Origin of the sequence: Streptomyces sp. NPDC001315, from assembly GCF_042896175.1 — a bacterium.
Lineage (GTDB): Bacteria > Actinomycetota > Actinomycetes > Streptomycetales > Streptomycetaceae > Streptomyces.
Genome location: NZ_JBIAWZ010000006.1, coordinates 246,524 through 268,367 on the forward strand (window position 1 = coordinate 246,524; position 21,844 = coordinate 268,367).

20 protein-coding genes are annotated in these 21,844 nt (G+C 72.2%); 9 read left to right on the plus strand and 11 right to left on the minus strand.

Annotation, left to right across the window (positions count from 1 at the left end):
* Positions 1 to 209: 209 nt before the first annotated feature.
* The 3 genes from ACFY16_RS19760 (at position 210) to ACFY16_RS19770 (ending at position 1,631) form a co-directional block, all read left to right on the plus strand.
* Positions 210 to 533, plus strand: a complete 324-nt coding sequence (locus ACFY16_RS19760; RefSeq protein ID WP_390648407.1) for a hypothetical protein — start codon at positions 210 to 212, stop codon at positions 531 to 533.
* 181 nt (positions 534 to 714) lie between these two features.
* Positions 715 to 1,239: an ATP-binding protein gene (locus tag ACFY16_RS19765; RefSeq protein WP_390648408.1), complete on the plus strand. Its 525-nt coding sequence runs from the start codon at positions 715 to 717 to the stop codon at positions 1,237 to 1,239.
* A 188-nt stretch (positions 1,240 to 1,427) separates the two neighbouring features.
* Entirely contained in the window at positions 1,428 to 1,631 is a 204-nt protein-coding gene (locus ACFY16_RS19770; RefSeq protein ID WP_390648409.1) for a DUF1272 domain-containing protein, read from the plus strand.
* A gap of 49 nt (positions 1,632 to 1,680) precedes the next feature.
* Here ACFY16_RS19770 and ACFY16_RS19775 read toward each other — a convergent pair whose 3' ends face one another.
* Positions 1,681 to 3,150 (minus strand): ketol-acid reductoisomerase, encoded by a 1,470-nt coding sequence (locus ACFY16_RS19775; protein WP_390648410.1) that lies wholly within the window; start codon positions 3,148 to 3,150, stop codon positions 1,681 to 1,683.
* Between the two features lie 88 nt (positions 3,151 to 3,238).
* Here ACFY16_RS19775 and ilvY point away from each other — a divergent pair, with 88 nt between their 5' ends.
* The 3 genes from ilvY (at position 3,239) to ACFY16_RS19790 (ending at position 5,645) form a co-directional block, all read left to right on the plus strand.
* Positions 3,239 to 4,102 (plus strand): HTH-type transcriptional activator IlvY, encoded by an 864-nt coding sequence (gene ilvY / locus ACFY16_RS19780; RefSeq protein ID WP_390648411.1) that lies wholly within the window; start codon positions 3,239 to 3,241, stop codon positions 4,100 to 4,102.
* Positions 4,103 to 4,224: 122 nt separating this feature from the next.
* The gene (locus tag ACFY16_RS19785; protein WP_390648412.1) at positions 4,225 to 4,809 is read left to right on the plus strand and encodes a TetR/AcrR family transcriptional regulator; all 585 of its coding nucleotides are present in this window, start codon (positions 4,225 to 4,227) and stop codon (positions 4,807 to 4,809) included.
* Between the two features lie 68 nt (positions 4,810 to 4,877).
* Positions 4,878 to 5,645 carry an SDR family NAD(P)-dependent oxidoreductase gene (locus tag ACFY16_RS19790; RefSeq protein WP_390648413.1) on the plus strand — a complete coding sequence of 256 codons (768 nt, stop codon included), beginning with the start codon at positions 4,878 to 4,880 and terminating at the stop codon, positions 5,643 to 5,645.
* 19 nt (positions 5,646 to 5,664) lie between these two features.
* On the opposite strand, the gene ACFY16_RS19795 is transcribed toward ACFY16_RS19790, so the two are convergent.
* Both ACFY16_RS19795 and ACFY16_RS19800 read right to left on the minus strand, forming a co-directional pair.
* Positions 5,665 to 6,912, minus strand: coding sequence for an ROK family protein (locus ACFY16_RS19795; protein WP_390648414.1), 1,248 nt, complete (start codon positions 6,910 to 6,912; stop codon positions 5,665 to 5,667).
* Between the two features lie 166 nt (positions 6,913 to 7,078).
* Positions 7,079 to 7,732: an alpha-ketoglutarate-dependent dioxygenase AlkB family protein gene (locus ACFY16_RS19800; RefSeq protein WP_390648415.1), complete on the minus strand. Its 654-nt coding sequence runs from the start codon at positions 7,730 to 7,732 to the stop codon at positions 7,079 to 7,081.
* A gap of 68 nt (positions 7,733 to 7,800) precedes the next feature.
* Between ACFY16_RS19800 and ACFY16_RS19805 the strand changes: the two genes are divergently transcribed.
* The gene (locus ACFY16_RS19805; RefSeq protein WP_390648416.1) at positions 7,801 to 8,937 is read left to right on the plus strand and encodes a methyltransferase; all 1,137 of its coding nucleotides are present in this window, start codon (positions 7,801 to 7,803) and stop codon (positions 8,935 to 8,937) included.
* Between the two features lie 21 nt (positions 8,938 to 8,958).
* Here ACFY16_RS19805 and ACFY16_RS19810 read toward each other — a convergent pair whose 3' ends face one another.
* From ACFY16_RS19810 to ACFY16_RS19820, 3 genes are all read right to left on the minus strand, one after another.
* The gene (locus tag ACFY16_RS19810) at positions 8,959 to 10,248 is read right to left on the minus strand and encodes a M48 family metallopeptidase (protein WP_390648417.1); all 1,290 of its coding nucleotides are present in this window, start codon (positions 10,246 to 10,248) and stop codon (positions 8,959 to 8,961) included.
* Between the two features lie 134 nt (positions 10,249 to 10,382).
* Positions 10,383 to 11,231, minus strand: a complete 849-nt coding sequence (locus ACFY16_RS19815; protein WP_390648418.1) for a ketose-bisphosphate aldolase — start codon at positions 11,229 to 11,231, stop codon at positions 10,383 to 10,385.
* Between the two features lie 44 nt (positions 11,232 to 11,275).
* The gene (locus ACFY16_RS19820) at positions 11,276 to 12,157 is read right to left on the minus strand and encodes an SIS domain-containing protein (protein WP_390648419.1); all 882 of its coding nucleotides are present in this window, start codon (positions 12,155 to 12,157) and stop codon (positions 11,276 to 11,278) included.
* Between the two features lie 136 nt (positions 12,158 to 12,293).
* Between ACFY16_RS19820 and ACFY16_RS19825 the strand changes: the two genes are divergently transcribed.
* Together ACFY16_RS19825 and ACFY16_RS19830 are read left to right on the plus strand one after the other, a co-directional pair.
* A complete protein-coding gene (locus ACFY16_RS19825) occupies positions 12,294 to 13,073 on the plus strand; it encodes a DeoR/GlpR family DNA-binding transcription regulator (protein ID WP_390648420.1) in 780 nt (259 codons plus the stop codon).
* 88 nt (positions 13,074 to 13,161) lie between these two features.
* Complete coding sequence (locus ACFY16_RS19830) at positions 13,162 to 15,000, plus strand: glycoside hydrolase family 15 protein (RefSeq protein WP_390648421.1); 1,839 nt, start codon at positions 13,162 to 13,164, stop codon at positions 14,998 to 15,000.
* Here ACFY16_RS19830 and ACFY16_RS19835 read toward each other — a convergent pair.
* From ACFY16_RS19835 to ACFY16_RS19855, 5 genes are read right to left on the minus strand one after another with little or no spacing between them, the layout of a single operon-like run.
* Positions 14,975 to 16,918, minus strand: a complete 1,944-nt coding sequence (locus ACFY16_RS19835) for a DUF2264 domain-containing protein (protein ID WP_390648422.1) — start codon at positions 16,916 to 16,918, stop codon at positions 14,975 to 14,977. The two genes, ACFY16_RS19830 and ACFY16_RS19835, sit on opposite strands and share 26 nt — an antisense overlap.
* A 22-nt stretch (positions 16,919 to 16,940) precedes the next feature.
* Complete coding sequence (locus tag ACFY16_RS19840) at positions 16,941 to 17,996, minus strand: LacI family DNA-binding transcriptional regulator (protein WP_390648423.1); 1,056 nt, start codon at positions 17,994 to 17,996, stop codon at positions 16,941 to 16,943.
* Positions 17,997 to 18,045: 49 nt separating this feature from the next.
* Positions 18,046 to 19,695: a sugar ABC transporter substrate-binding protein gene (locus ACFY16_RS19845; RefSeq protein WP_390648424.1), complete on the minus strand. Its 1,650-nt coding sequence runs from the start codon at positions 19,693 to 19,695 to the stop codon at positions 18,046 to 18,048.
* A gap of 59 nt (positions 19,696 to 19,754) precedes the next feature.
* Positions 19,755 to 20,642 carry a carbohydrate ABC transporter permease gene (locus ACFY16_RS19850; protein ID WP_390648425.1) on the minus strand — a complete coding sequence of 296 codons (888 nt, stop codon included), beginning with the start codon at positions 20,640 to 20,642 and terminating at the stop codon, positions 19,755 to 19,757.
* On the minus strand, positions 20,639 to 21,493 hold the full coding sequence (locus ACFY16_RS19855) for an ABC transporter permease (protein WP_390648426.1): 855 nt from the start codon (positions 21,491 to 21,493) through the stop codon (positions 20,639 to 20,641). The genes ACFY16_RS19850 and ACFY16_RS19855 overlap by 4 nt, the downstream gene beginning before the upstream one ends.
* Between the last annotated feature and the right edge of the window lie 351 nt (positions 21,494 to 21,844).

The following is a 21,844-nucleotide window of genomic DNA, read 5'->3' on the forward strand; positions in this document are numbered from 1 at the left end:
CCGGGTGACCGTCGCGCGGGTGACGTACGTACTGGTGCTCGACGTTGTACCCGGGCAGACTTCAGCGGGCGGGACGGACGTCCCGAACGGGGGCGCACACTGGATCACGGAGCAGGCTGGATCACATCGCGGGTGGGATCACGACGCGGTCGGATCACCCCCGCAGGAGCGCGGTCCAGCGGACCCACGCGCACAAGGGGGCGGGCGGCATGGCGGAGCCGGAGTTCACGGCGACGGGCGTGCGGATCGGGAAGAGGCTGCGTTCGCTCACCAGGGCCGGGCAGGTCCGGATCAGCGGCGGCAGACTGGAGTTGCTCACGAGTTACGGCAGCGAGATCGACAGCGCCCCGGTGCAGGCGGTGCGGGCGTCGAAGCCCTGGTTCGCGCCGGAGGACCGCGCCCTCGCGGACCTCAACGGCAAGCGGTACCTGCTGACCCTGGGCGATCACGACCCCGCTCCGGGCGAGCCCGGGCCGCCCGCGGCGCGCCGGTTCATCGAGGCCGTGCGCAGGGCTGCGGGGCGTGGCGGCTGAGCCACCGCGAGTTGCGGTACCGGACCCCCTGGGTCACGCTGGTCTCACGTCACTCTGGGTTTACCGGCGATAACGCTGCGAGACAGCCCGCCGGACACGACAGCAGACGGCCGTTCACGCAGTCGTCCCGCTGGATCCGAACTCCGTGTTCTTCCGGACCTCACGTCGGGGAGTCGCAGCCGTGATCAGTCACCCAAGCAGGCACTGCACGGTGGAGCTCCAAGCCCTGCCGTCGCGGATCGGCCAGGTCCGCAGAATCGTATCGGCGCAGTTGCGCTACTGGCATCTGGATCCCCTCATAGACCGGGCCGCGCTCGGTGTGACCGAGCTTTTGACGAACGTCCACCGGCATGCCCAGCCCGACAAGACGTGCACCGTGGAGATGGAGCTGGTGCTCGACCGGCTCACGGTCTCGGTCCGCGACCACGACCCCCGACTCCCGGTGGTCGACGACGCGGAGCCCCTGGCCACCTGCGGACGCGGGCTCGCGATGGTGGCCGCGGTGAGCGAGAGCTGGGGCGCGCGACCGGACGGCGAGTCCGGCAAGGTCGTGTGGTTCACGCTCCCGACGCCGGTGTCCGCGCCGGCCCGCCCGTTGCGCCGTACGGTCGCGGAGAAGCCCGCGCACCGGTTCGCGGAGGTCGAGGTCACCGCCGACGGCCTCAGGCCGGCACACGCTCCCGCCCGGTCCGCCGTTGCCGGCTGACCGGGCGGTGACCGGCGTGCACTCACCTCGGGCGTGACGCGGCGCCACTCGGTGGCGTGTCCTGAGCACGGGCGGCCGGGCCGTGGCCCGATCGTGTCGGTCTCTGGCCCGCAGGGGTGCTTCCGGGCTCGGCGCGTGCCTGGAAGATGGGTGAAGTCGGACATCCCCGCAGGTGAGGTGCGCGAACGATGGCGCTGGACATGCGCGACCGCTGTGAACGCTGTACGACCGCGGCCCTGCCGCCCGACGCGCAGGCCCGCATCTGCTCCTACGAGTGCACCTTCTGCGTACCGTGCGGCGACGCCATGCGGAACGTCTGCCCCAACTGCGGCGGGGAACTGGTACCCAGGCCGCGTCGCGCCGTACCGACACCGCTTCCGGTCCGTCCGTGACCGAGGGCGCCCGGCGGCAGGCCGAGCGGCCCGCGACCGGTGGTCCGTTCTAGGCGACGGAGATGTCCACCGACGGCCGCAGCTTGGCCGCCGCGGCCAGCGCCTCGTGCACCGGGTGACTGTCGAAGGCCGCCAGCAGGGCCGTGTCCGCGGGGAGATCGGCCGCCGGGTACGCGATCTGCTCGTAGGCCGCCTGGAAGCGCGGGCCCCAGCGGCGGGCGCCGAGGCGGGCCGTGCGGGAGCAGTTGTCGACCATGTACGCCACATCCCGGGCGTGCATGTACGGCAGCAGCGAGTCGACCGCCTCGATCACGGACTCGTTGACGATCTCCGACCAGGGATGGCCGCGCTCGGCGAACTCGTCGACCTGGGCCGTCATCGTGGCCACGAACACGCCCGCGGCGAACGGGTCGACGGGCGTGTCGTGTTCGGTACGCCGGGCGTGCGCGCGCGGGCCGACCGACCACATCGGCGAGCCTCCGATCTCGCTCATCGGCCGCGTCCCGAGCCGGCGTTCGGCCAGGACCACGCTGCGCAGCTCGGTGCCGTCGGCGACCTCGTCGTAGATCTCGGCGACGATCTCGCGCGCGGGCCCGTACGTGGCCGTGTACGCCCGGTCGAAGACGTCCCGCCCGGCCAGGTCGAGGCCGTCACGCACCGCGCGCAGCCCCGCGCGGGAGATGGTGCGGGCGATCGGTCCGGTGACGTTCTCACAGGACCTCTCGTACGCCGTCACCTCGTCGTCCCCGGCGAGCCGGTGGCGGGTGTACAGGCTCTCGACGATGCCGTGGACGGCGCCGAGCAGGATGGCGCGTTCGCCGACGATGTCGGAGAGGTACTCGCTGTCGAGGGTGGTGCGGAACGTATACGGCGAGCCCAGCGCGACCGACCAGCCGAGGGCGAGGTCCGTGGCGCGTCCGTCGGGGTCCGCGTGCACCGCGAAACTGCTGTTGATCCCGGCGCCGTTGATCTCGGCGCCCTGCTGGTACAGGCGCCGCACGGAGTCACCCATGCCCTTGGGGCAGACGGCGATCACCCCGTGTCCGGGCGGGAACTCGCCGCCGGTCTCCCGGAGGTGGCCGAGCAGGAACCCGTGCGAGAGGCCGATGACGGCGCCCGGCTTGAGCGTCGCGAAGACCTCCTGGTGGTGGGCGGCCAGTGCGGCGTCCGCGATGAGCAGGATCACCAGGTCGCTGGCGGCGGTGACGGCGAGCCAGTCGCCGAGCGTGCCGTCCTCCTCGGCGAAGCCGTGGGCGCGGGCGTCGGCGGCCGAGGCCGATCCGGGGCGCAGGCCGACGGCGACCGTGATGTCCGTGTCGGCGAGGGAGTCGCGCAGGTTGAGGGCCTGGGCGCGGCCCTGCGGGCCCCAGCCGACGACGCCGATGCGGCTGACGCCGGCGAAGGCCCGCCGGAGCAGCGGGAAGAGGTGGCGGCCACCGCGCAGGATGGTCTCCGTGCCGCCGGGCACGTCCATCGTTTCGAGGGGGAAGACGCGGGAGGCGTATGTGGTCTCGGTCATGGTCGAGTTGTAGGCTCCGCGCGATCGTTGCGACAAGCGCAACTTGTGCAGCGGCCTGTTGCGGAAAGCGAAAGGGCAAGGTCACGGTATGCGGGACGACCATCGGGAGCTGCGCCTTTTCCTGCATCTGGCCCAGACGCTGAACTTCGGGCGGACCAGCCTGGACTGCCATGTCAGCCCCGCGACGCTCACCCGGACCGTGCAGCGGCTGGAGTCGGACCTGGGGCACCGGCTGTTGGACCGCGGTCCGCGCGGGGTGTCGTTGACGGCGGAGGGGCACCGGTTCCGTGAATACGCCGTCCAGGCGCTGGAGCTGTGGCGTTCCTACCGCGACGAGCATCCTGACCCCGCTCGACTCACCGGCCGACTCGCCGTGTTCGCCACGGTGACCGCCTGCCAGGCCCTGCTGCCGGACCTGCTGGCCCCTTTCCGCGCCGCGCACCCCCAGGTCCGCCTCGATCTGCGCACCGGGGACGCGGCGGCGGCCCTGGCCCGGCTCGACGAGGGCGAGGTCGACGCGGCGTTCGCGGGGATCCCCGCGCGGCTGCCGGAGCCGCTGGTGAGCCGGACGGTCGCGGTCAGCGAACTCGTCCTCGTCACCGCGCGGGACCGGCCCGACCCCGATCTGGACGGCCCCTTCGTCCTGCCGCACCGCGGGCTGGTCCGCGATGCCGCCGACCGCTGGTTGCGCGCCCGCGGCACGGCACCCGACGTGGCCTGTGAACCGGACGGCCACGAAGGGCTGTTGACCCTGGTCGCGCTCGGCTGCGGTACGGGCGTGGTCCCCCGCCTCGTACTGGAGCACAGCGCGGTGCGCGACCGGCTGACGGTGATCCCCGTCGATCCGTCGCCCGAACCGCTGCGGATCGGGCTGTGCGTGCGGCGGGCCGATCTACGTCGGGCGGCGGTCGCGGCGCTGTGGAGCCTCACGGCGCAGAAGGGTCTCGCCTGAGCCCCGCAGCCCTTCAGCACCCCTCAGCCCCTCAGCACCCCTCAACGCGTCAGTCCCTCAACTCGTAAGCCTCCTCACCCTCTTACTTGACCGATCGTTCTTGATTGCTCTAGCGTCGCCCCATGGCCAGGAGCAAGGAATTCGATCCGGACGCGGCGCTGGAGTCGGCCCTCGAACTGTTCTGGCGGCGGGGGTACGAGGCGACTTCGATGGCCGACCTCGTGGACCGTCTCGGTATCGGACGCGCGAGCATCTACGCCACCTACGGCAACAAGCGGGACCTGTACCTCAAGGCGCTGGAGCGGTACGGCGAGACGCGCGATTCCCGGCTGCTGCGCGAGCTGTCCCAGCCGGGCCCGGCGCTGCCGGCCGTACGCGCGGTGGTGCGGCGGTTCGCCGCGGAGGCCGCCGACGACAGCGGTCGTACACGCGGCTGTTTCGTCACCAACACGGCGGCCGAACTGGCACCGCACGACGACGCGGCGGCTCGCCGCGTGGAGCTCAGCTGGGAGCACCTGGAGACCCTGCTGCACTCGGCGCTCGTACGGGCCCAGGCGCAGGGCGAGCTGCCCGCGGCACGCGAACCCCGGGCGCTGGCCCGCATGCTGCTCGTGCTGATGCAGGGGCTGCGGGTGGTGGGCAAGGTCTCGACGGACCCTGCGCGGGTGCGGGACGCGGCGGAGCAAGCCCTGACCCTTCTGGAATGAGCAATTTCCGGAATGAACGGTCCAGAAAATTGAGCGCACAAAGGCCTTCCCGAAAGGAACGTCACGCCATGTCCCGCAACCGCTTCACCGGCCGCACCGCCCTCGTCACCGGAGGCGGATCCGGCATCGGACGGGCCGTCGCCCTGGCGTTCGCCGCCGAGGGGGCCCGGGTCGTGGTGGCCGGGCGCGGGCGGGCGGCGCTCGACGAGACCGTCGCCCTCGTGGCGGGAGCCGGCGGCAGCGCGGTCGCTCTCGTCGCCGACGTGACGAGGGCCGCCGACGTCGACGCGCTGGTCCGGGCGGTGGTGGACCGCTACGGCTCACTCGACGTCGCCGTCAACAACGCGGGTGTCTTCCGTGGCGGCGGCCCCGTCGCGGACGTCCTGGAGGAGGACTGGCGGACACTGCTCGACGTCAACGTCACGGGCGTCTTCCTCGCCCTGCGGGCCGAGATCCGGCAGATGCGCCGTCAGCCGGGCGGCGGGGCGATCGTCAACGTCTCGTCCAATTTGGGCCCCCACCGGCAGGCGCGCGGCATCGCCGCCTACGGCGCGTCCAAGGCCGCCGTCTCCGCTCTCACCCGCGGGGCCGCCCTCGACCACATCGCGGAGGGCGTCCGTATCAACGCCGTGAGCCCGGGCCCGTCCGACACGGCCATGTCGTTGCGGCCCGGCGAGTCGTCGGCGGACCGCGCCGCACGGATGAAGGAGCTGTCGCCGCTCGGCCGGGTCTCGTCGACCGAGGAGGTGGCTCAGGCCGTGCTGTACCTGGCCTCGGACGCTGCCGCGTCCGTCGTGGGCACGGATCTGGTGATCGACGGCGGGGCGGCGCTGTAAGTACCGGTGATACCCGTGCTCACTGCGCGGCCAGCGCCCCCAGCGGATCGTCGAGCACCGGCTGCCACGCCAACTCCGCCGCGCCGACCAGACTGTTGTGGTCCAGCGAACAGGCCAGGATGGGCACGCCCCCGCTGCGGCCCCACAGGCTGCGGTCGGCGACCACCGCGCGCAGCCGGTCCGGGTCGGCGTCGATGAGGGTGCGGTGCAGGCCGCCGAGGATGATCCGGTCCGGGTTGAGGATGTTCACCAGGCCGGCGAGCCCCAGGCCCAGCCGGTCGATCAGGGCCGCGACGGCCCCGCGGACCGCCGGGTCGTCGTACTCGTCGCGGATCAGGTCGTCGGCCTGCTTCAGCAGCGACACCTCGGGACCCGGCGCCCGGCCCGCCGCCGTGAGGAGGGCCAGCGGGTCTGCCTCGACGTCGAGGCAGCCGCGGCTGCCGCAGTGACAGGGTCGGCCGCCCTCGGGATTGACCGTGAGATGGCCGACTTCGAGGGCCAGGCCCGAACTGCCGGTGTGCAGGCGCCCGTCGAGGACCAGCGCGCCGCCGACGCCGCGGTGCCCGGTCGCCACGCACAGCAGGTCGCGGGCCCCGCGTCCGGCGCCGTGGCGGTGCTCGGCGAGCGCGGCGAGGTTGATGTCGTTGGCCGCGAAGGCCGGTCCGGTGATGCCCGCGGCGCGGACGCACCCGGCGAAGATCTCTCGTACGGGTGCCCCCGCAGGCCAGGCCAGGTGCAGCGGGTTGAGCGCCAGTCCCTCCGGTTCGGCGACCGCGGACGGTACGGCGAGCCCGGCGCCCACGCACCGCCGCCCGGTCTGCCGCAGCAGTTCGGCGCCCGCGTCCACGACGGAGCCGAGCACCTTCGCGGGGTCGGCGTCGACGGTCTCGCAGCCGGGGGCGGTCGCGACGATCCGGCCGCCGAGTCCGACCAGCGCGGCGCGGAACCCGTCGGCGTGTACCTGGGCGGCCAGTGCCACCGGGCCGTCCTCGGCGAGTTCGAGCCGGTGCGAGGGGCGGCCCTGCGATCCGGCGGCGGCGCCGGGCCGGGCGTCGACCCTGATCAGGCCCAGCGCCTCCAGCTCCGCGGCCACCGCACCCGCCGTCGCGCGCGTGACGCCCAGTTCGGCGGTGAGCACGGCACGGGTCGGTGCGCGCCCGGTGTGCACGAGCTCCAACGCGGGCCCGAGCGCTCCGCGCCCCCGGTCCAGTCGCGTCCTCGAGGTGGTCCCTTCCCCCGCCTGCCGGGGGTCCGCCTTGCCGCTCATGAGGGGGAGTCTCCCATGATCCGCTCGGGTGCCGGCGCGCACGGCCGGTTACCGTGTCCACTCCGGCGTCCGGATCCCGGCCTCGCGTCCTGGCCCGCCGGACCGTACGGCGGCACCGCCACCCCGCGGCTGCTCCCCGGCCGGGACCCGGCGCCGCGGGAGCGGCTCACCGGAACCCGCTCACCCGCAGGGTGACGTTCAGCCGCCCGGTCAGTCCCAGCCCGGCCGGCGCCGTGCCCGGGCGCACCCGCGGCACCCCGTGGTACGCGAGCCGCGACGGCCCCCCGAACACGAACAGGTCGCCGCTGCGCAGCTCGACGTCCGTGTACGGACGCGTCCGTGTCTCGGTGTTGCCGAAGCGGAAGACGCAGGTGTCGCCGAGGCTCAGGGACACCACAGGCGCGTCGGACTTCTCGTCGGCGTCGCGGTGCATGCCCATACGGGCGTCGCCGTCGTAGAAGTTGATCAGCGCGATGTCGTACGCCGCTCCGGTGGCCGCCTCCGGTCCGAGCGCGTCGGTCACCGCGCGCCGGCCCAGCTCTCCCAGCCAGGCGGGGAAGGGCTTCACCGGGGCGCCGTCGCCGTCGACGACCGTGCGGGCGTAGGCGTACGGATACCAGTGCCAGCCCAGGCAGACCTGCCGGGCCGTCATGGTGCCGCCGCCGGGAGTACCGACCGTGCGCAGGCCGGCCGGTGGGCGGGCCCACGCGCGGCAGGCGTCGAGCAGTTCCCGCTGGTGCCGGGCGTCGAGCCAGTCCGGCACGTGCACCGCGCCCGGCGCGACGACCGTACGGTCCCGGGGGAACAGCTCGGCGTCCATGGCCCCCATCCTCCCCCACCAGCCCTGAGCTGCGACTCGGCTAGCCTTGACGCACGATGAACGACCGTATGACGACTCCCTGGGGCGAGCTCGCGCTGGCCCGCTTCCCCGAGGACCCGCGCGAACAGCTGCGGGCCTGGGACGCCTCCGACGCGTATCTCCTCCGGCACCTCAGCGAGCAGCGCATTCCGCTGTCCGGCACGGTCGTGGTCGTCGGCGACCGCTGGGGCGCCCTGGTCACCGCGCTCGCGGCGCATCGGCCGACGCAGATCACCGATTCGTACCTCGCGCAGGAGGCGACGCGGGCCAACCTCGCCCGCAACGGCGTCGAGACCGGGTCGGTGCGGCTGCTCACGACCCAGGATCCCCCACCCGACCGTGTCGACGTGCTCCTGGTGCGGGTGCCGAAGAGCCTGGCGCTGCTGGAGGACCAGCTGCTGCGGCTGGCGCCCGCGGTGCACGAGGGCACGGTCGTGGTCGGCACCGGCATGGTGAAGGAGATCCACACCTCGACGCTCCAGCTGTTCGAGCGGATCCTCGGCCCGACCCGTACGTCGCTGGCCGAGCACAAGGCGCGCCTCGTCTTCTGCACCCCCGATCCCGGGCTGCGGCGGCCCGCCAATCCATGGCCGTACGCCTACCCGCTCCCCGGCGGCATCGGCCCCGCCTCCGGACGCACGGTCGTCAACCACGCGGGCGTCTTCTGCGCGGACCGCCTCGACATCGGCACCCGCTTCTTCCTCCAGCACCTGCCCCCCAGCCGTGGCCTGCAGCGGGTCGTGGACCTGGGCTGCGGCAACGGTGTCGTCGGTACGACGGTGGCGCTGGCCAACCCGGACGCCGAGGTGCTGTTCGTCGACGAGTCGTTCCAGGCCGTGGCCTCGGCGGAGGCGACCTACAAGGCGAACGGGGTACCGGGGCACGCCGAGTTCCGGGTCGGGGACGGGCTCACCGGGGTGCCGGCAGGCAGCGTCGACATCGTCCTCAGCAACCCCCCGTTCCACTCCCACCAGGCGACGACCGACGCGACGGCCTGGCGGATGTTCACCGGGGCGCGGCGCGCACTGCGGCCGGGCGGCGAACTGTGGGTGATCGGCAACCGGCACCTGGGCTACCACGTCAAGCTGCGGCGGCTGTTCGGCAACAGTCAGCTGGTGGCCGGCGACCCGAAGTTCGTGGTGCTCAAGGCGGTCAAGCGGGGGTGAGCGGGGCGGCCGGGGGACCGTCTAGCCCTCGAAGCCGTCCCGCAGGATCCGGCGTGCCACCCTGCCGCGCGCGTCGGTGAGCTCCGCCGTGATCCGGCGCTGCCGGTCGTCGTCGATCCCGACGGCCGCGGGCACCGGCGGAACAGCCAGCAGGCAGGAACGCCGCAGATGCGTCGGCGGGTGGGTCGTGTCGACGCTGTGTCCCCGCAGGGCACCGGCGCGCCGCTGGCGCTCGCGCTCGTGGTCCGGGATCGACGCCATGTGGGCGGTGAGCCGCTCCCACAGCCCCTCCGCGGGATCCCCGGCCTTCCTCGCGGCGCGCGGTCCGCCCACGCCCGCGCTGTTGACCTCACGCCGCAGAGTGGTGGCGGCCGAGTCCGCGACCAGGAACCAGTCCATGAGCTCCACCGCGGCCACGGTGGACCCCGCGCGGGCGGCCATGCGGTCGGCGAGGTACTCGGCGCGCTGGGTGGCGCGCAGGGTCAGCCGGTCCAGCAGCATCAGCACACCCTGGAGGAGCCAACAGGGCACGAGACAGGCCAGGTTCATGAGCATCTGCATGGCGGTCGTCGGATTCGGGATCGGGGAGAAGTAGAAGTGCCAGGTGGTCAGGGAGTGGTACGCGGTCCCGACCACCACCCCGTGACGGGTGTCCCCATTGCTGTAGTGCCCGAGTTCATGGCCGAGCAGCGCGATCCGCTGCCGCGGACCGAGGGTCTCCCACAGGGGCACCCCCAGCGTCAGCAGGCGGCGCCCACGCACGCCGTAGGTCATCACGCTCGCGTTGAACTCGGCGTCGACCGCGATCACGTCGACACCGCGGGTGCCGGCCTCCCGGGCGACCTCGTCGACGAGCGCGAACAGCGCGGGCGCGTCGGCGCGCCGCAGCAGCGGCACGTCCTCGGGCAGCCGGGGAGTCCGCGGCCGAAGTGACCACGCCAGTGCCAGGAGGAACACGCCCGGCACCATCCCCGCGCCGCCCCACCCCTTGACGAGGAACCAGATCCCGCCGGCGGCCAGCGCAAGAGTCATGCCGTGGACGACGAGCGCGACGGTGTAGGCGAGGACCGACGAGGCGTCCCGCCGCGCGCGCAGCGTCCCGCCGGCCGCCACCTCGGCCAGCAGTTTCTCCCCGTAGCGCCGGGCCAGCGCACGCTGGGCCCCGGCCAGCCGTCCCGGCTGCTCCTCCGGCCGCGCCGGATCCACGTTCCAGTCACAGGCGGCACACCACGTGGTGAACCGGCTGTCGACACGGATCTCGGCCCCACACCCGGGACACGGCTGAACCGTCTCCCCCGCGACGCTGCGCATGGGCGCACGCTCCCCCTTGCCGCGCGGCACTCTCCCCAGAGGCCGCCTGTACATGACATAGCGAAGGTGATCACAGGGGGGCGCTCGCAGTAAAGCCGGCGGTGCCCCGTGGACGCCCCTGACACCGGCGCGCGTCAGCCCAGCACCCGGACGATCCGTGTCACCGCCCCCGCCATCGCCTCCCTGCCCACGCTGAGGTACTTGCGTGAGTCGACCGCCTCGGGGTTGGCGGCGAGGAAGTTTCTGATCGCGCCGGTCATGGCGATGTTGAGGGCGGTGCCGATGTTGACCTTGGCGATGCCGCCCGTGACCGCCGCGGTCAGTTCGTGGTCCGGGAGTCCGGACGAACCGTGCAGGACGAGGGGGACGTCAAGGGTGTCGGAGAGGCGTTCGAGGAGGGCGTGGTCGAGGGCCGCGGTGCGGGTGGTCATGGCGTGGGAGCTGCCGATCGCCACGGCCAGGGCGTCGATTCCGGTGTCCGTCACGAAGGTGCGGGCGCCGGCGGGGTCGGTGCGGGCGCCGGGTGCGTGGGGGTCGAGCGGGGGTGCTCCGTCCTTGCCGCCGACCTGGCCCAGCTCCGCCTCGATCCACAGCCCTTGGGCGTGCGCCCAGTCGGCGGCGGCCCGGGTCACGGCGAGGTTCTCCGCGTACGGCAGGCGGGCGGCGTCGTACATCACGGAGCTGAAGCCGGCGGCCGGTGCCTGGCGCAGCAGGGCGTCGCTCTGGACGTGGTCGAGGTGCAACGCGACGGGTACGGTGGCACGTTCGGCTGCGGCGACCGCCGCGCGGGCGAGCGGGAGCAGTCGGCCGTAGCGGAACCTGACGGCGTTCTCGCTGACCTGGAGGACGACCGGTGACTCGGCGGATTCGGCGCCGGCGATGACGGCCTCGACGTGTTCCAACGTGATGATGTTGAAGGCGGCGACGGCGGAGCGGGTCGCGGCGGCGCGGGTGACGAGCTCGCCGGTGGTCGTGAGGGGCACGGCCGTTCCTTTCCGGTGCGGGTGGGACCGGGGGTCCTGCGGCGTCAGGGGGCGAGGATCACCGAGCGGGTGAGGTGGCGCGGGCTGTCCGGGTCGAGGCCGCGGGCCACGGCGACGGCGACCGCGAGCCGTTGGGCGCGGACCAGTTCGGCGAGCGGGTCGAGGCTGCCGTGCACCCACAGACCGCCGGTGGCCCCCACCTGTCCGGCCAGCCCCTCCGGCGCTTCGCCGAACATCCAGGCAGCGGTCCCCCGGGTGGTGACACTGATGGGCCCGTGCCGGTACTCCATCGCCGGATAGGCCTCGGTCCACGACAGCGAGGCCTCGCGCATCTTCAGCGCGGCCTCATTGGCCAGGCCGACCGTCCAGCCGCGGCCGAGGAAGGTGAACTGGACACAGTCGACGAGCTCTTGGGGCAGGTCGGCGGTGAGCGCCGTGCGGGCATCGGCGACCACGGCGTCGCCGTGCAGTCCGAAGTGGGCGCGAAGCAGGGTGAGCGCCGTGGTGGCGAAGCGTGTCTGGACCACGGAGCGTTCGTCGGCGTAGTCCAGCAGGACGACGTCGTCGGCCGCGGCCATCACGGGCGTGTCCGGGTCGGCGGTGAGCGCGGTCGTGCGGGTACGGCCGCGCAGCCGCGCCAGCAGCTCCAGCACCTCCGTGGTGGTGCCCGAACGGGTGAGGGCGACGACCCGGTCGTACGTCCGGCCGTACGGGAACTCCGAGGCGGCGAAGGCGTCCGTCTCCCCCGGGCCCGCCCCCTCCCGCAGCCCCGCCGCCGCCTGCGCCATGAAGTACGAGGTGCCGCAGCCGACGAACGCGACCCGCTCCCCCGGTGCCGGCAGCACCCCGCCGTGTCCCGCGGCTTCCGCGGCGGCGCGTGTCCAGCACTCGGGCTGGCTGATCAGCTCGTCCTCGACATGCGTCATGTCGTACCCCTCCCCCAGTGATGCTTGTTCTTGCAAGATATAGCGAGCTTTCGAGCATCTTCAAGCATTCGGAGGGAAGTGGGGTGCGCTAAGGTCGCCGGGAGATCGAGTGCCGTGGACGAACGGAGAGGTGCGGATGTCGCGCGACGCCCGCTGGAAGGCGCTGCTGGAGCTGCTCGTCGAGCGCGGCCGGCTGGACGTCGAGGAGGCCGCCGCCGACCTGGACGTCTCGTCCGCCACGATCCGCCGCGACTTCGACCAGCTGGCCGAACAGCAGATGCTCGTCCGGACCCGGGGCGGGGCGGTCGTGCACGGGGTGTCATACGAGCTGCCGCTGCGCTACAAGACCGCCCGCCGCGCCTCCGAGAAGCAGCGCATCGCCAAGGCCGTGGCCGACCTGATCGCGCCCGGCGAGGCGGTCGGGCTGACCGGCGGCACGACCACCACCGAGGTGGCGCGGGCCCTGGCCGTGCGCGGCGACCTCGCCTCCGGCTCGCCCGCGCTGACCGTCGTGACGAACGCGCTCAACATCGCCACCGAACTGGCCGTACGGCCGCAGTTCAAGATCGTGGTGACCGGCGGGGTAGCACGGGCACAGTCGTACGAGCTGATCGGACCGCTCGCGGACGGCGTACTGGGCCAGATCACGCTGGATGTCGCGGTCCTCGGTGTCGTCTCCTTCGACGTCGCCCATGGCGCCGCCGCCCACGACGAGGCGGAGGCCGCCGTCAACCGGCTGCTGTGCGAGCGCGCCGAGCGGGTCGTCGCCGCCGCCGACTCCAGCAAGCTGGGCCGCCGGGCCTTCGCCCGGATCTGCGCGGCGGAGTCCGTGGACACACTGGTCACGGACACGGCGGCCGACGTCGACACGGTACGGCGGTTCGAGGAGGCGGGGATCCGGGTCGTCGTCGTATGACAGCACGCCCCAGTTCCTTGCGCGCTCCCCGGACCGGTTCGTCCTAAGCTGGAAGCCGCGTGGTGCGGGCCGACCCAGGGAGGCTGCGATGACGGAGACGGCGTTCTGCCAGAACCCCCTCGGTGGCGCCCGCTACCTGCCCATCGCCGAGCACGGGCTGATCGGCGACCTGCGCAGTGTGGCCCTGGTGGGGACGAACGGCACGATCGACTGGTACTGCTGCCCCTCCTTCGACTCCCCCAGCGTCTTCGGCTCGATCCTGGACGCGGAGCGGGGCGGCTGTTTCGAGCTGGCGGCGACCGTGCCGGCGAAGACCAAGCAGTTCTACTTCCCCGACACGAACGTCCTGATCACCAGGTTCTTCACCGAGGACGGCGTCGGCGAGGTGCAGGACTTCATGCCCATCACCGGCGAGACGGGCTCCGAGGCCGAACGCCACCGGCTGATCCGGCGCGTGCTGTGCGTGCGCGGCTCCATCCCCTTCCGCACCCGAGTGGCCCCGCGCTTCGACTACGGCGCCCAGCCGCACACCCTCCGCCTGGCCGGCGATCTGGCCGTCTTCGAGTCCGAGAAGCTCTCGCTCGGGCTGACCGCCACGGTGCCCCTGGAGGTCCACGGGCCGGACGTGCGGGCGGACTTCAAACTCTCCGAGGGAGAGGCGGCGGTCTTCGCCCTCGACCAGCTGGGCGCCGAGGTGGCACCGCGCCGGTGCCCCCGCATGGAGGCGGAGGAGGAGTTCTGCGCCACCGTGGCGTACTGGCGGCGCTGGCTCTCCGCGTCCAAGTACCGGGGCCGCTGGCGGGAAGGGGTGCACCGCTCCGCCCTCACCCTGAAGCTGCTCACCTACGCCCCCACCGGCGCGATCGTCGCCGCGCCGACCACGAGCCTGCCCGAACAGCTCGGCGGCGAACGCAACTGGGACTACCGCTACATGTGGGTACGCGACGCCGCCTTCTGCGTCTACGCACTGCTGCGGCTGGGCTTCACCGGCGAGGCCAAGGCGTTCATGGAGTTCGTGACCCGGCACGTCAGTCCGGGCGACGGCAAGCCCTCCGGCCCGCTGCAGATCATGTACGGCATCGACGGGCGCACCGATCTGGCCGAGCGTGAACTGGCCCATCTGGAAGGCCATCACGGCTCCGCACCGGTGCGCGTCGGCAACTCGGCCGCCGAGCAGCTCCAGCTGGACATCTACGGCGCGCTGATCGACTCCATCTACCTCTACGACAAGTGGGCGGAGCCCGTCTCCAGCGACCAGTGGGACGATGTGTGCGAACTGGTCGACTGGGTCTGCGAGCACTGGAACCAGCCCGACGAGGGCATCTGGGAGACCCGCGGCGGCCGCAAGAACTTCCTGTACTCGCGGCTGATGTGCTGGGTGGCGATCGAACGGGCCATCCGGATGGCCAACCGGCGCGGCCTGCCCGCCGACCTGATCCGCTGGCGGGAGTGCCGCGACACGATCTACCGGCGCATCCACAGCCGGGGCTGGTCCGAGACACGCCAGGCCTTCGTGCAGTACGAGGGCAGCGACGTGCTGGACGCGGCCGTGCTGATGATGCCGCTCAGCAAGTTCATCGCCCCCACCGACCCCAAGTGGCTGTCCACGCTCGACGCGCTCACCCATGACCTGGTCTCCGACTCACTGGTCTACCGCTACGACCCCCAGGCCAGCCCGGACGGCCTGCGCGGCGACGAGGGCACGTTCTCCATCTGCTCCTTCTGGTACGTCGAGGCCATGGTCCACGCCGGCCGGGTCGAGGAGGCACGGCTGGCCTTCGAGAAGATGCTGACGTACGCCAACCACCTCGGCCTGTACGCCGAGGAGATCAGCCAGACCGGCGAACAACAGGGCAACTTCCCACAGGCGTTCACCCATCTCGCCCTCATCAGCGCGGCCTTCAACCTGGACCGGGCCCTGGGCTGACGGCCCTCACCAGCTCGGTCGTACCGTCCGGGAAGCGGATCTCGAGGTCTCCGTCGACCGTCGACTCCGCCTGCGCACCCGTCCGCAGGGCGTGGGCGTCCTCCGACACGAGCGGATCGGCGGTGAGGATCACCAACGTGACCAGGAGGCGGGTGCCGCCGGGATGGAACGCGGTGAGCACGGGGACGGCCGAGTGGTCGCCGTAGGCGTTGTGCCCGCGGGTCCGCGCGACGGCGGCGTCCACCTCGTCCCAGCCGAGCAGGCCCACGACCGCCGAGGTCAGACCGTCGCCGCGCCGGGCCACCGCCCAGCCCGGGCCGGTGTCCGCGGCCGGCGGTGCGGTGTCGCAGGCGATCGCCCAGCCGCCCTCGCGTACGACGGTCCCGGCCGGGGCGTCGACTCGGTGCACGCGCACCTCCCAGGGGCCGTGCACGACGCTGGTCGTGACGATGGCGTCGAGGTCGTCGCCGCCCGGCGCGAGCGGGGCGTGCGTCGACGCGGCGCGGTGGCCGTCGACGTACAGCGGGTCGATACGGCCGCGGCCGGAGGGCCCGGCGGGTGTCAGCAGGGCGAGGTGGTTGTCGGCGTCGTGGGGTTCGTCGCCGGGCGGGGTCTGCGGGGCCGTCGCGGTGGAGTAGGCGAACCTGGTGTAGTGCGGGCTGTCGTCGGAGGCCGCGGGCGGGGGCGGGAGGCGGTCGGTGCCGTGGTTGACGAGCCGTACGATTCCGTCGGCTGCCGTGGAGTGCAGCAGCCAGCCGGGGGCGGGCAGCGCCAGGTACTGGTCGGCGGTGTCGACGGGGCCCGGCTCCTCGGGCGCCGTCCACACCGGGTGGTCGGCGGGCAGGAGCAGGCCGAGGAACGCCTTGCTCGCCCAGTACGGGGAGGCGGGTCCCGAGTAGGGCTGGGTGACCGGGAGGTAGGGACGGTACCAGCCCAGGCTCAACAGGCCGTTCTCGTCGGGGACCTGGCGGTCGGCGAAGTGCTTCAGGGCGCCGGAGGCGAGGCGGCGGGTGCGGCCGGGCGGCAGTGGGGTGGCGTCGGCGAGGGCGCCCGCCCACAGCGGGGCGGTGGTGGCGAAGCGGTAGGTCAGGGAGCGGCCCTGGTGGACGGGCGCGCCGTCGGAGCCGAAGAAGTACTGGTGGGTCTCCAGCAGTTCGCGCAGGCGGGCACGGTGTGTCGCGACGAGGGCGGGGTCGGCGCGCGGACCGGCGATACGCGCCCACAGGACGGGGTACAGGTGCAGGGCCCAGGCGTTGTAGTAGTCGAACTTCCGGCCGTCGCCGTCGGTGTACCAGCCGTCGCCCCGGTACCAGTCGTCCAGGCGCGCGAGGCCGGCATCGATCTCGGTGCGGCTGTGCGGGGCGCCGACCGAGGCGAGGAACTCCTCGGTGATGACCTGGAAGAGCCGCCAGTTGGAGTCGTTGGCGGTGGCGCCCACGAACCCCCCCAGCCATGCGGCGGTCTTCTGCCGTACGGCGTCGGGCAGTCGGTCCCAGAGCCACGGGCGGGTCTCGTGCAGGGCGATCGCGATGGACGCCGCCTCGACCATGGGCTGGGAGCGGTCGGTGATCGGCGGCCAGTGCTCCGGATGGTGCGGGTCGGTGCCGGCGGCGAGGCCGGTGGCGTAGCGCTCGATCAGGTCGGGACCGGCCTGCCCGTCGGATCCCGCGATGCGGAACGCGGCGAGCAGGAAGGAGCGGGCGTAGCCCTCCAGCCCGTCCGACCAGGCGCCGGAGTGGCTGGTGCGGCCCGGGAGGCGGTACTGGGCAAGGCCGGGTGTGGCGTACGGGCGGAGCCCGGTCAGCAGTCGGTCGGCGGTGGCCTCCCAGTGGGCCCGGGTGTAGCCGGTGCGGGGGGACAGTGCGAGGTCGGGGGATGGCAGGTGGCCGGCGTCGGCCGACAGGTGCGGCGCGGTCATACGGGGGTGGATCCTCCGTCGGTCAGTGAGGGCGCCCGGGCGGGGGCGCGGCGACGCTGTCGCGTACGACGATGTGGGTGCCGAGCAGGTGGTGGATGCCGGCGGCGTGTTCGGGGTCGCGCAGGGCGATGCGCACGGCGGCGCGGCCGAGTTCCTCGGCGGGGGTACGGACCGTGGTGAGCGGGGGGTTGAAGTCCTCCGCGAGCGGTATGTCGTTGTAGCCGACGACCGAGATGTCGTCGGGTACGCGCAGGCCCGCGTCGGCGATGGCGCGCAGGGCGCCGGCGGCGACCATGTCGTCCCCGGCGAAGACGGCCGTGAACTCCGGGCTCTCCTTGAGGAGTTCGGTCATGGCCTGGTGTCCGGCCCCCCGGCCGAGTCCGCAGTCGACGACGCGCGCGGCCTCGGGCGGCAGGCCGTGCTCGGCGAGGGCGGCCCGGTAGCCGTTGACGCGGGCGTCCAGGGCCGTGTTGCCGGGCAGCCCGCCGAGGAAGACGATCCTGCGGTGTCCCGCGGAGAGCAGATGCGCGGTGATCGCGCGGGCCCCGGCCTCGTTGTCGAACTCGACGACCAGCGCCGGGACGTCGGGGTCGGGAGCGGGCCGTCCGCACAGGACGAGCCGGGCGCCGGAGGAGTCGAGGGCCTGCGCGTAGTGGGCGACGCGCTCGCGGTAGGCGTCGTCCTCGACGACCCCGCCGACGAGGATCACCAGCCGGGCGCCCTCCTCCCGCATGAGCTGCACGAACTCCAGCTCGCGCTGCGGATCGCCGCCCGTGGTGCCGACCAGGCAGAGCCAGCCGTGGGTGGCGGCCTCCGCCTCCACGCCCTCGGCGACCTGGGCGTAGAAGGGGCTGGTGACCTGGCGCAGGACGACGGCGACCATCTTGCGGCCGCCGCCGACCAGCGCGCGGGCGTGCGCGTTGGCGACATAGTCGAGGGCGGTGGCGGCGCGCAGGACCCGGGCGCGGGTGGCCGGCGGAACCGGGTAGTTGCCGCTGAGGACACGCGAGACCGTAGCCACGGACACGCCCGCCCGTTCCGCCACCTCACGGATGGTCACCCGTCCCTGTGCCGCCATGTCTCTCCCCGTTCCTCGTCCCGTGTCCGTGTCCGCCCGTGTCGCCGCCTCACGCGTTGGCGGCGTACTCCTTGGCGTATTCCTCGGCCATTCTGTCGCCGCCGCGGGACCGCCAGTTCTTCACGGCGGCGTCGTAGTCGGACATCGGGGAGCGGCCGGCGACGACCGCGGTGATCGTGTCGTCCATGAGGGCCTTGAGCGTGGCGCCCTGGGTGGTGTCGGTGGCGGACTTGAGCCCGAAGGAGGCGTTGCGGATCGCGACCGGGACGACCTTCTGCTGCCAGGCGTGCAGGGCGCGTACGGCTTCGGGCATGCCCGGTACGAACAGCACCTGAGGGCCCTCGGCCAGGTACCGGAACGGCAGGTTGGAGACGTTCTCCACCTCGCCGAGCTTCGTCGCCTCCGGCGAGCCGTCCTTGCCACGGGTGAAGTGCACGCCCTCCAGGCCGTAGTGCGTGAGCTCCCACTCCTTCGTGCCGAAGGGGGCGGCCAGGTAGTCGAGGAGGCGCAGCAGGAGTTCGATACGTTCCTTCTTGGCCTTCTTCAGAATGGTGTAGCCGAAGGAGCGGCGGGCGGCGACGATGCCGCCGGGGGTGCCGTCGACGCTGTACGGCAGTGCGGGTGCCGGGGTCAGCAGGCCCTTGGAGTCGGGGTAGCGGGTCTGGTAGGCGCCGAAGCCGTCCTGGAGGGAGCCCACGGTTCCGTTGAGGAACAGGGTGCCCAGGTCCACGGACGACAGCGAGGTGGCGTCGGGGTGGTAGGAGCCGTTCTTGCGCAGCTGTGCCTGGTAGGCGACGGCGGCCTTGTAGCGCTCGTCGGTGTAGTTGGGGAGGAAGGCGCCCTTCTGGTCCACGGCCCAGCCGGCCGGGGCGTTGTGGGCGGCGGCGTGCACGGCGTTGCCGAAGAGCGATCCGGCGGCGGCGCCGAGTGCGTACGTCTTGCCGTGGGTGGCCTTCTTGGCCACGGCGGCGAAGTCCTCGGAGGTCCAGCCCGCCTTCATGCCCGCGCCGGTGAACAGGCCCTGGTTGAGCCAGAGCGTCGAGCCGGGCAGCGGGCGTTCGAGGGGGATGCCGTAGATCTGCCCGCCGATGCGGCCCATGTCGCGCCAGGCGTGGGTGGGGATGCCCGCCAGGTTGCGGTACTCCTTGATCGCGTCGCCGGAGAGGTACGGCGTCAGGTCCTCGGCCCTGCGCTGCACGAACTGGGCCTCGCGGGGCAGCGTGAACCCGGAGAAGACGTTGAGGATGTCCGGGAGCGAGTCGGGGTCGCCGGCCATCACGGTGGCCATCTTCTTCTGGTAGTCGGCCTGCGGGATCACCGTGAACTCGATCTTGACGCCCAGGGCCTTCTCGACCGCCCGCCAGTACTGGTTCTGTGACGCTCCCTTCGGCGGTGTGCCGAACGTGACGGACATGACCTTGATCGTGGAACCGTCGCCGGGCGTGCGCGCGACCGAGGTGACCAGGTCGGCAGGGTAGGAGGTGTAGCCGGCCTGGACGCCGGCCTCGGTCGGGGCGAGGTCGGGCTTCGGCCCGGCGGCCGCCGTGTAGGCGGGCCAAGGGGCCAGCTTCTTCCCCGCGTTGGAGACGTCACCGTCGTCCGAACCGGTGGAGCACGCGGTCAGCAGACCTGGGACGGAGACGGCGGCACCACCCGCGGCCACGGTGCGCAGCAGCGTGCGTCGGGACATGCTGGGCATGGCGAGCGACCTTTCTGGATGCGGCTCTTGATGATCTGTCGGCCGGAGTCGGCCGGCGTTCAGCTCTTGATGGCGCCGGTGAGCACGCCCTTGGTGAAGTACTTCTGGAGGAAGGGATAGACGAGCAGGATCGGCACGGTGGCGATGACCAGGACCGCCATCTGGATCGTCTGCGGCGCGTTGACCGTGCCCTCGCCGGTGGTCGTGTCGGTGAGGCCCGAGCCCGCCACGACGTAGGTACGCAGGACCTGTTGGAGCGGCCAGTGGTCGCTCTCGAGGTAGAGCGAGGCGTAGAACCAGGAGTTCCAGTACGCCACGGCGTAGAACAGTCCGACGACGGCGAGGGCCGCCTTCGACAGGGGCAGCACGATGGACCACAGGACGCGGAGGTCGCCGGCCCCGTCCAGGCGCGCCGCCTCGTACAGCTCCTCGGGGATGCCCTGGAAGAAACCGCGCAGGACGACCAGGTTGAAGACGTTGACCAGCACCGGGAGGATCAGCGAGCCGTAGTTGTCGAGGAGGTCGAGTTCCTTGACGAGGAGGAAGCTCGGGATCATGCCGGGCGGGAAGAGGAACGTGAACAGGATCAGCAGCAGGACCGGTCTGCCGCCGAACACGCCCGGACGGGACAGGGCGTAGGCGAGGCTCACCGTGCAGGCGAGGCTGAGCAGGGTGCCTACGACGGTGACGCCGGCGCTGACGCCGAGGGCGTGGGTGACGATCCCGCCGTCGAGGATGTCGCGGTACGCCTGCAGGGTGGGGTGCGTCGGCCACAGCACCCAGCCGCCGTTCGCCACGACCTCGCGCTGGGAGGCGAGCGAGGTCGACAGGATGACGAGGAACGGCACGCACACCAGCAGGACCACCGCGACGAGGGCGACCGCCTTGGCGGCCTGCGTTGCGGGCTTCGGCTTCTCCAGCCAACCGGGCCGGACCTGGGCGCTCACCTGTAGACCCCCTGTTCGCCGAGGCGATGGGCGACCTTGTTGGCCGCGTAGACGAGCACGGCGCCGACCAGGCCCTTGAACAGGCCCGCGGCGGCGGCGAATCCGTAGTCGCCGCCGACGATGCCCCGGTAGTAGACGAAGGTGTCGATGATCTCGGCGGCCTGCGGGCCGACCGCGTCGCGCTGGAGCAGCATCTGCTCGAAGCCGACGGAGAGGATGTCGCCCAGGCGCATGATGAGCAGCAGGACGATCACCGGGCGGATGGCGGGCAGGGTGACGTGCCAGAAACGCCGCCAGGGCCCGGCACCGTCGATCGCGGCCGCCTCGTACTGCTGCTCGTCCACCTGGGAGAGCGCGGCGAGGAAGATGATCGTGCCCCAGCCGGCGTCCTTCCAGATCACCTGGGCGACGACGAGTGGCTTGAAGGCGTCGGGGTTGCCGATGATGTCGACGCTGTGCAGCCCCGCGTCGCCGAGGTAGCCGTTCAACATCCCGGTGTCGCCCAGAACCTGTTGGAAGAGGGCGACGACGATCACCCATGAGATGAAGTGCGGCAGATACGCCACCGACTGCACGAAGCGGCGGACCGTGCTCCAGGTCAGGCTGTGCAGGAGCAGGGCGAGGGCGAGCGGGACGGGGAAGTAGAAGACGAGCTGGAGGATCGCGATCCAGAGCGTGTTGAGGACCGCGTCCCAGAACTCGCCGTCCTCGAACATCCGCTGGAAGTTGCCGAAGCCCACCCACGGGCTGCCCCAGATGCCGTCGAACGGCACGTACTCCTTGAAGGCGATGACGTTCCCGATCAGCGCCCCGTAGTGGAACACGAGGAAGTAGGCGAGCCCGGGCAGCAACAGCAGGAACAGCGTCCGACTGCCGCCTGATTGAAAACGTTTTCGCTTGCTTCCCGGGCCGCCCGGACCGCGGAGCGACCTGCCATCTGCCGCTTTACCGGGGCTCTCTCGCAGCAACGTCGCCACGGAGCGTCCTCCCCTCAAGGTGTCGAGTGAGGGGTAGTTAAAACGTTTTCAGTGAGGGGGTCAACACTTCTGACACGACTGAAGAGTTGGGCACGGCGGCAACGGTGGTCCCGCGGCCGGCAGCCGGCCCGGATCCGCCCCACGGTCGAACTGCCCTCGCGATCCGACCTCTTGACGCGGCACACCGACCTGGATTTGGATCTGCTCTCGTCGGCCGCACCTCCA

What these genes read in the sequence shown, in the direction of transcription:
- ACFY16_RS19760 (WP_390648407.1), top strand. Translation starts at nt 210, where the DNA reads ATGGCGGAGCCGGAGTTCACGGCGACGGGCGTGCGGATCGGGAAGAGG.
- ACFY16_RS19770 (WP_390648409.1), top strand. Translation starts at nt 1,428, where the DNA reads ATGGCGCTGGACATGCGCGACCGCTGTGAACGCTGTACGACCGCGGCC.
- ACFY16_RS19775 (WP_390648410.1), bottom strand. Translation starts at nt 3,150, where the DNA reads ATGACCGAGACCACATACGCCTCCCGCGTCTTCCCCCTCGAAACGATG.
- ilvY (WP_390648411.1), top strand. Translation starts at nt 3,239, where the DNA reads ATGCGGGACGACCATCGGGAGCTGCGCCTTTTCCTGCATCTGGCCCAG.
- ACFY16_RS19785 (WP_390648412.1), top strand. Translation starts at nt 4,225, where the DNA reads ATGGCCAGGAGCAAGGAATTCGATCCGGACGCGGCGCTGGAGTCGGCC.
- ACFY16_RS19790 (WP_390648413.1), top strand. Translation starts at nt 4,878, where the DNA reads ATGTCCCGCAACCGCTTCACCGGCCGCACCGCCCTCGTCACCGGAGGC.
- ACFY16_RS19795 (WP_390648414.1), bottom strand. Translation starts at nt 6,912, where the DNA reads ATGAGCGGCAAGGCGGACCCCCGGCAGGCGGGGGAAGGGACCACCTCG.
- ACFY16_RS19800 (WP_390648415.1), bottom strand. Translation starts at nt 7,732, where the DNA reads ATGGACGCCGAGCTGTTCCCCCGGGACCGTACGGTCGTCGCGCCGGGC.
- ACFY16_RS19805 (WP_390648416.1), top strand. Translation starts at nt 7,801, where the DNA reads ATGACGACTCCCTGGGGCGAGCTCGCGCTGGCCCGCTTCCCCGAGGAC.
- ACFY16_RS19810 (WP_390648417.1), bottom strand. Translation starts at nt 10,248, where the DNA reads ATGCGCAGCGTCGCGGGGGAGACGGTTCAGCCGTGTCCCGGGTGTGGG.
- ACFY16_RS19820 (WP_390648419.1), bottom strand. Translation starts at nt 12,157, where the DNA reads ATGACGCATGTCGAGGACGAGCTGATCAGCCAGCCCGAGTGCTGGACA.
- ACFY16_RS19825 (WP_390648420.1), top strand. Translation starts at nt 12,294, where the DNA reads ATGTCGCGCGACGCCCGCTGGAAGGCGCTGCTGGAGCTGCTCGTCGAG.
- ACFY16_RS19830 (WP_390648421.1), top strand. Translation starts at nt 13,162, where the DNA reads ATGACGGAGACGGCGTTCTGCCAGAACCCCCTCGGTGGCGCCCGCTAC.
- ACFY16_RS19835 (WP_390648422.1), bottom strand. Translation starts at nt 16,918, where the DNA reads ATGACCGCGCCGCACCTGTCGGCCGACGCCGGCCACCTGCCATCCCCC.
- ACFY16_RS19840 (WP_390648423.1), bottom strand. Translation starts at nt 17,996, where the DNA reads ATGGCGGCACAGGGACGGGTGACCATCCGTGAGGTGGCGGAACGGGCG.
- ACFY16_RS19845 (WP_390648424.1), bottom strand. Translation starts at nt 19,695, where the DNA reads ATGCCCAGCATGTCCCGACGCACGCTGCTGCGCACCGTGGCCGCGGGT.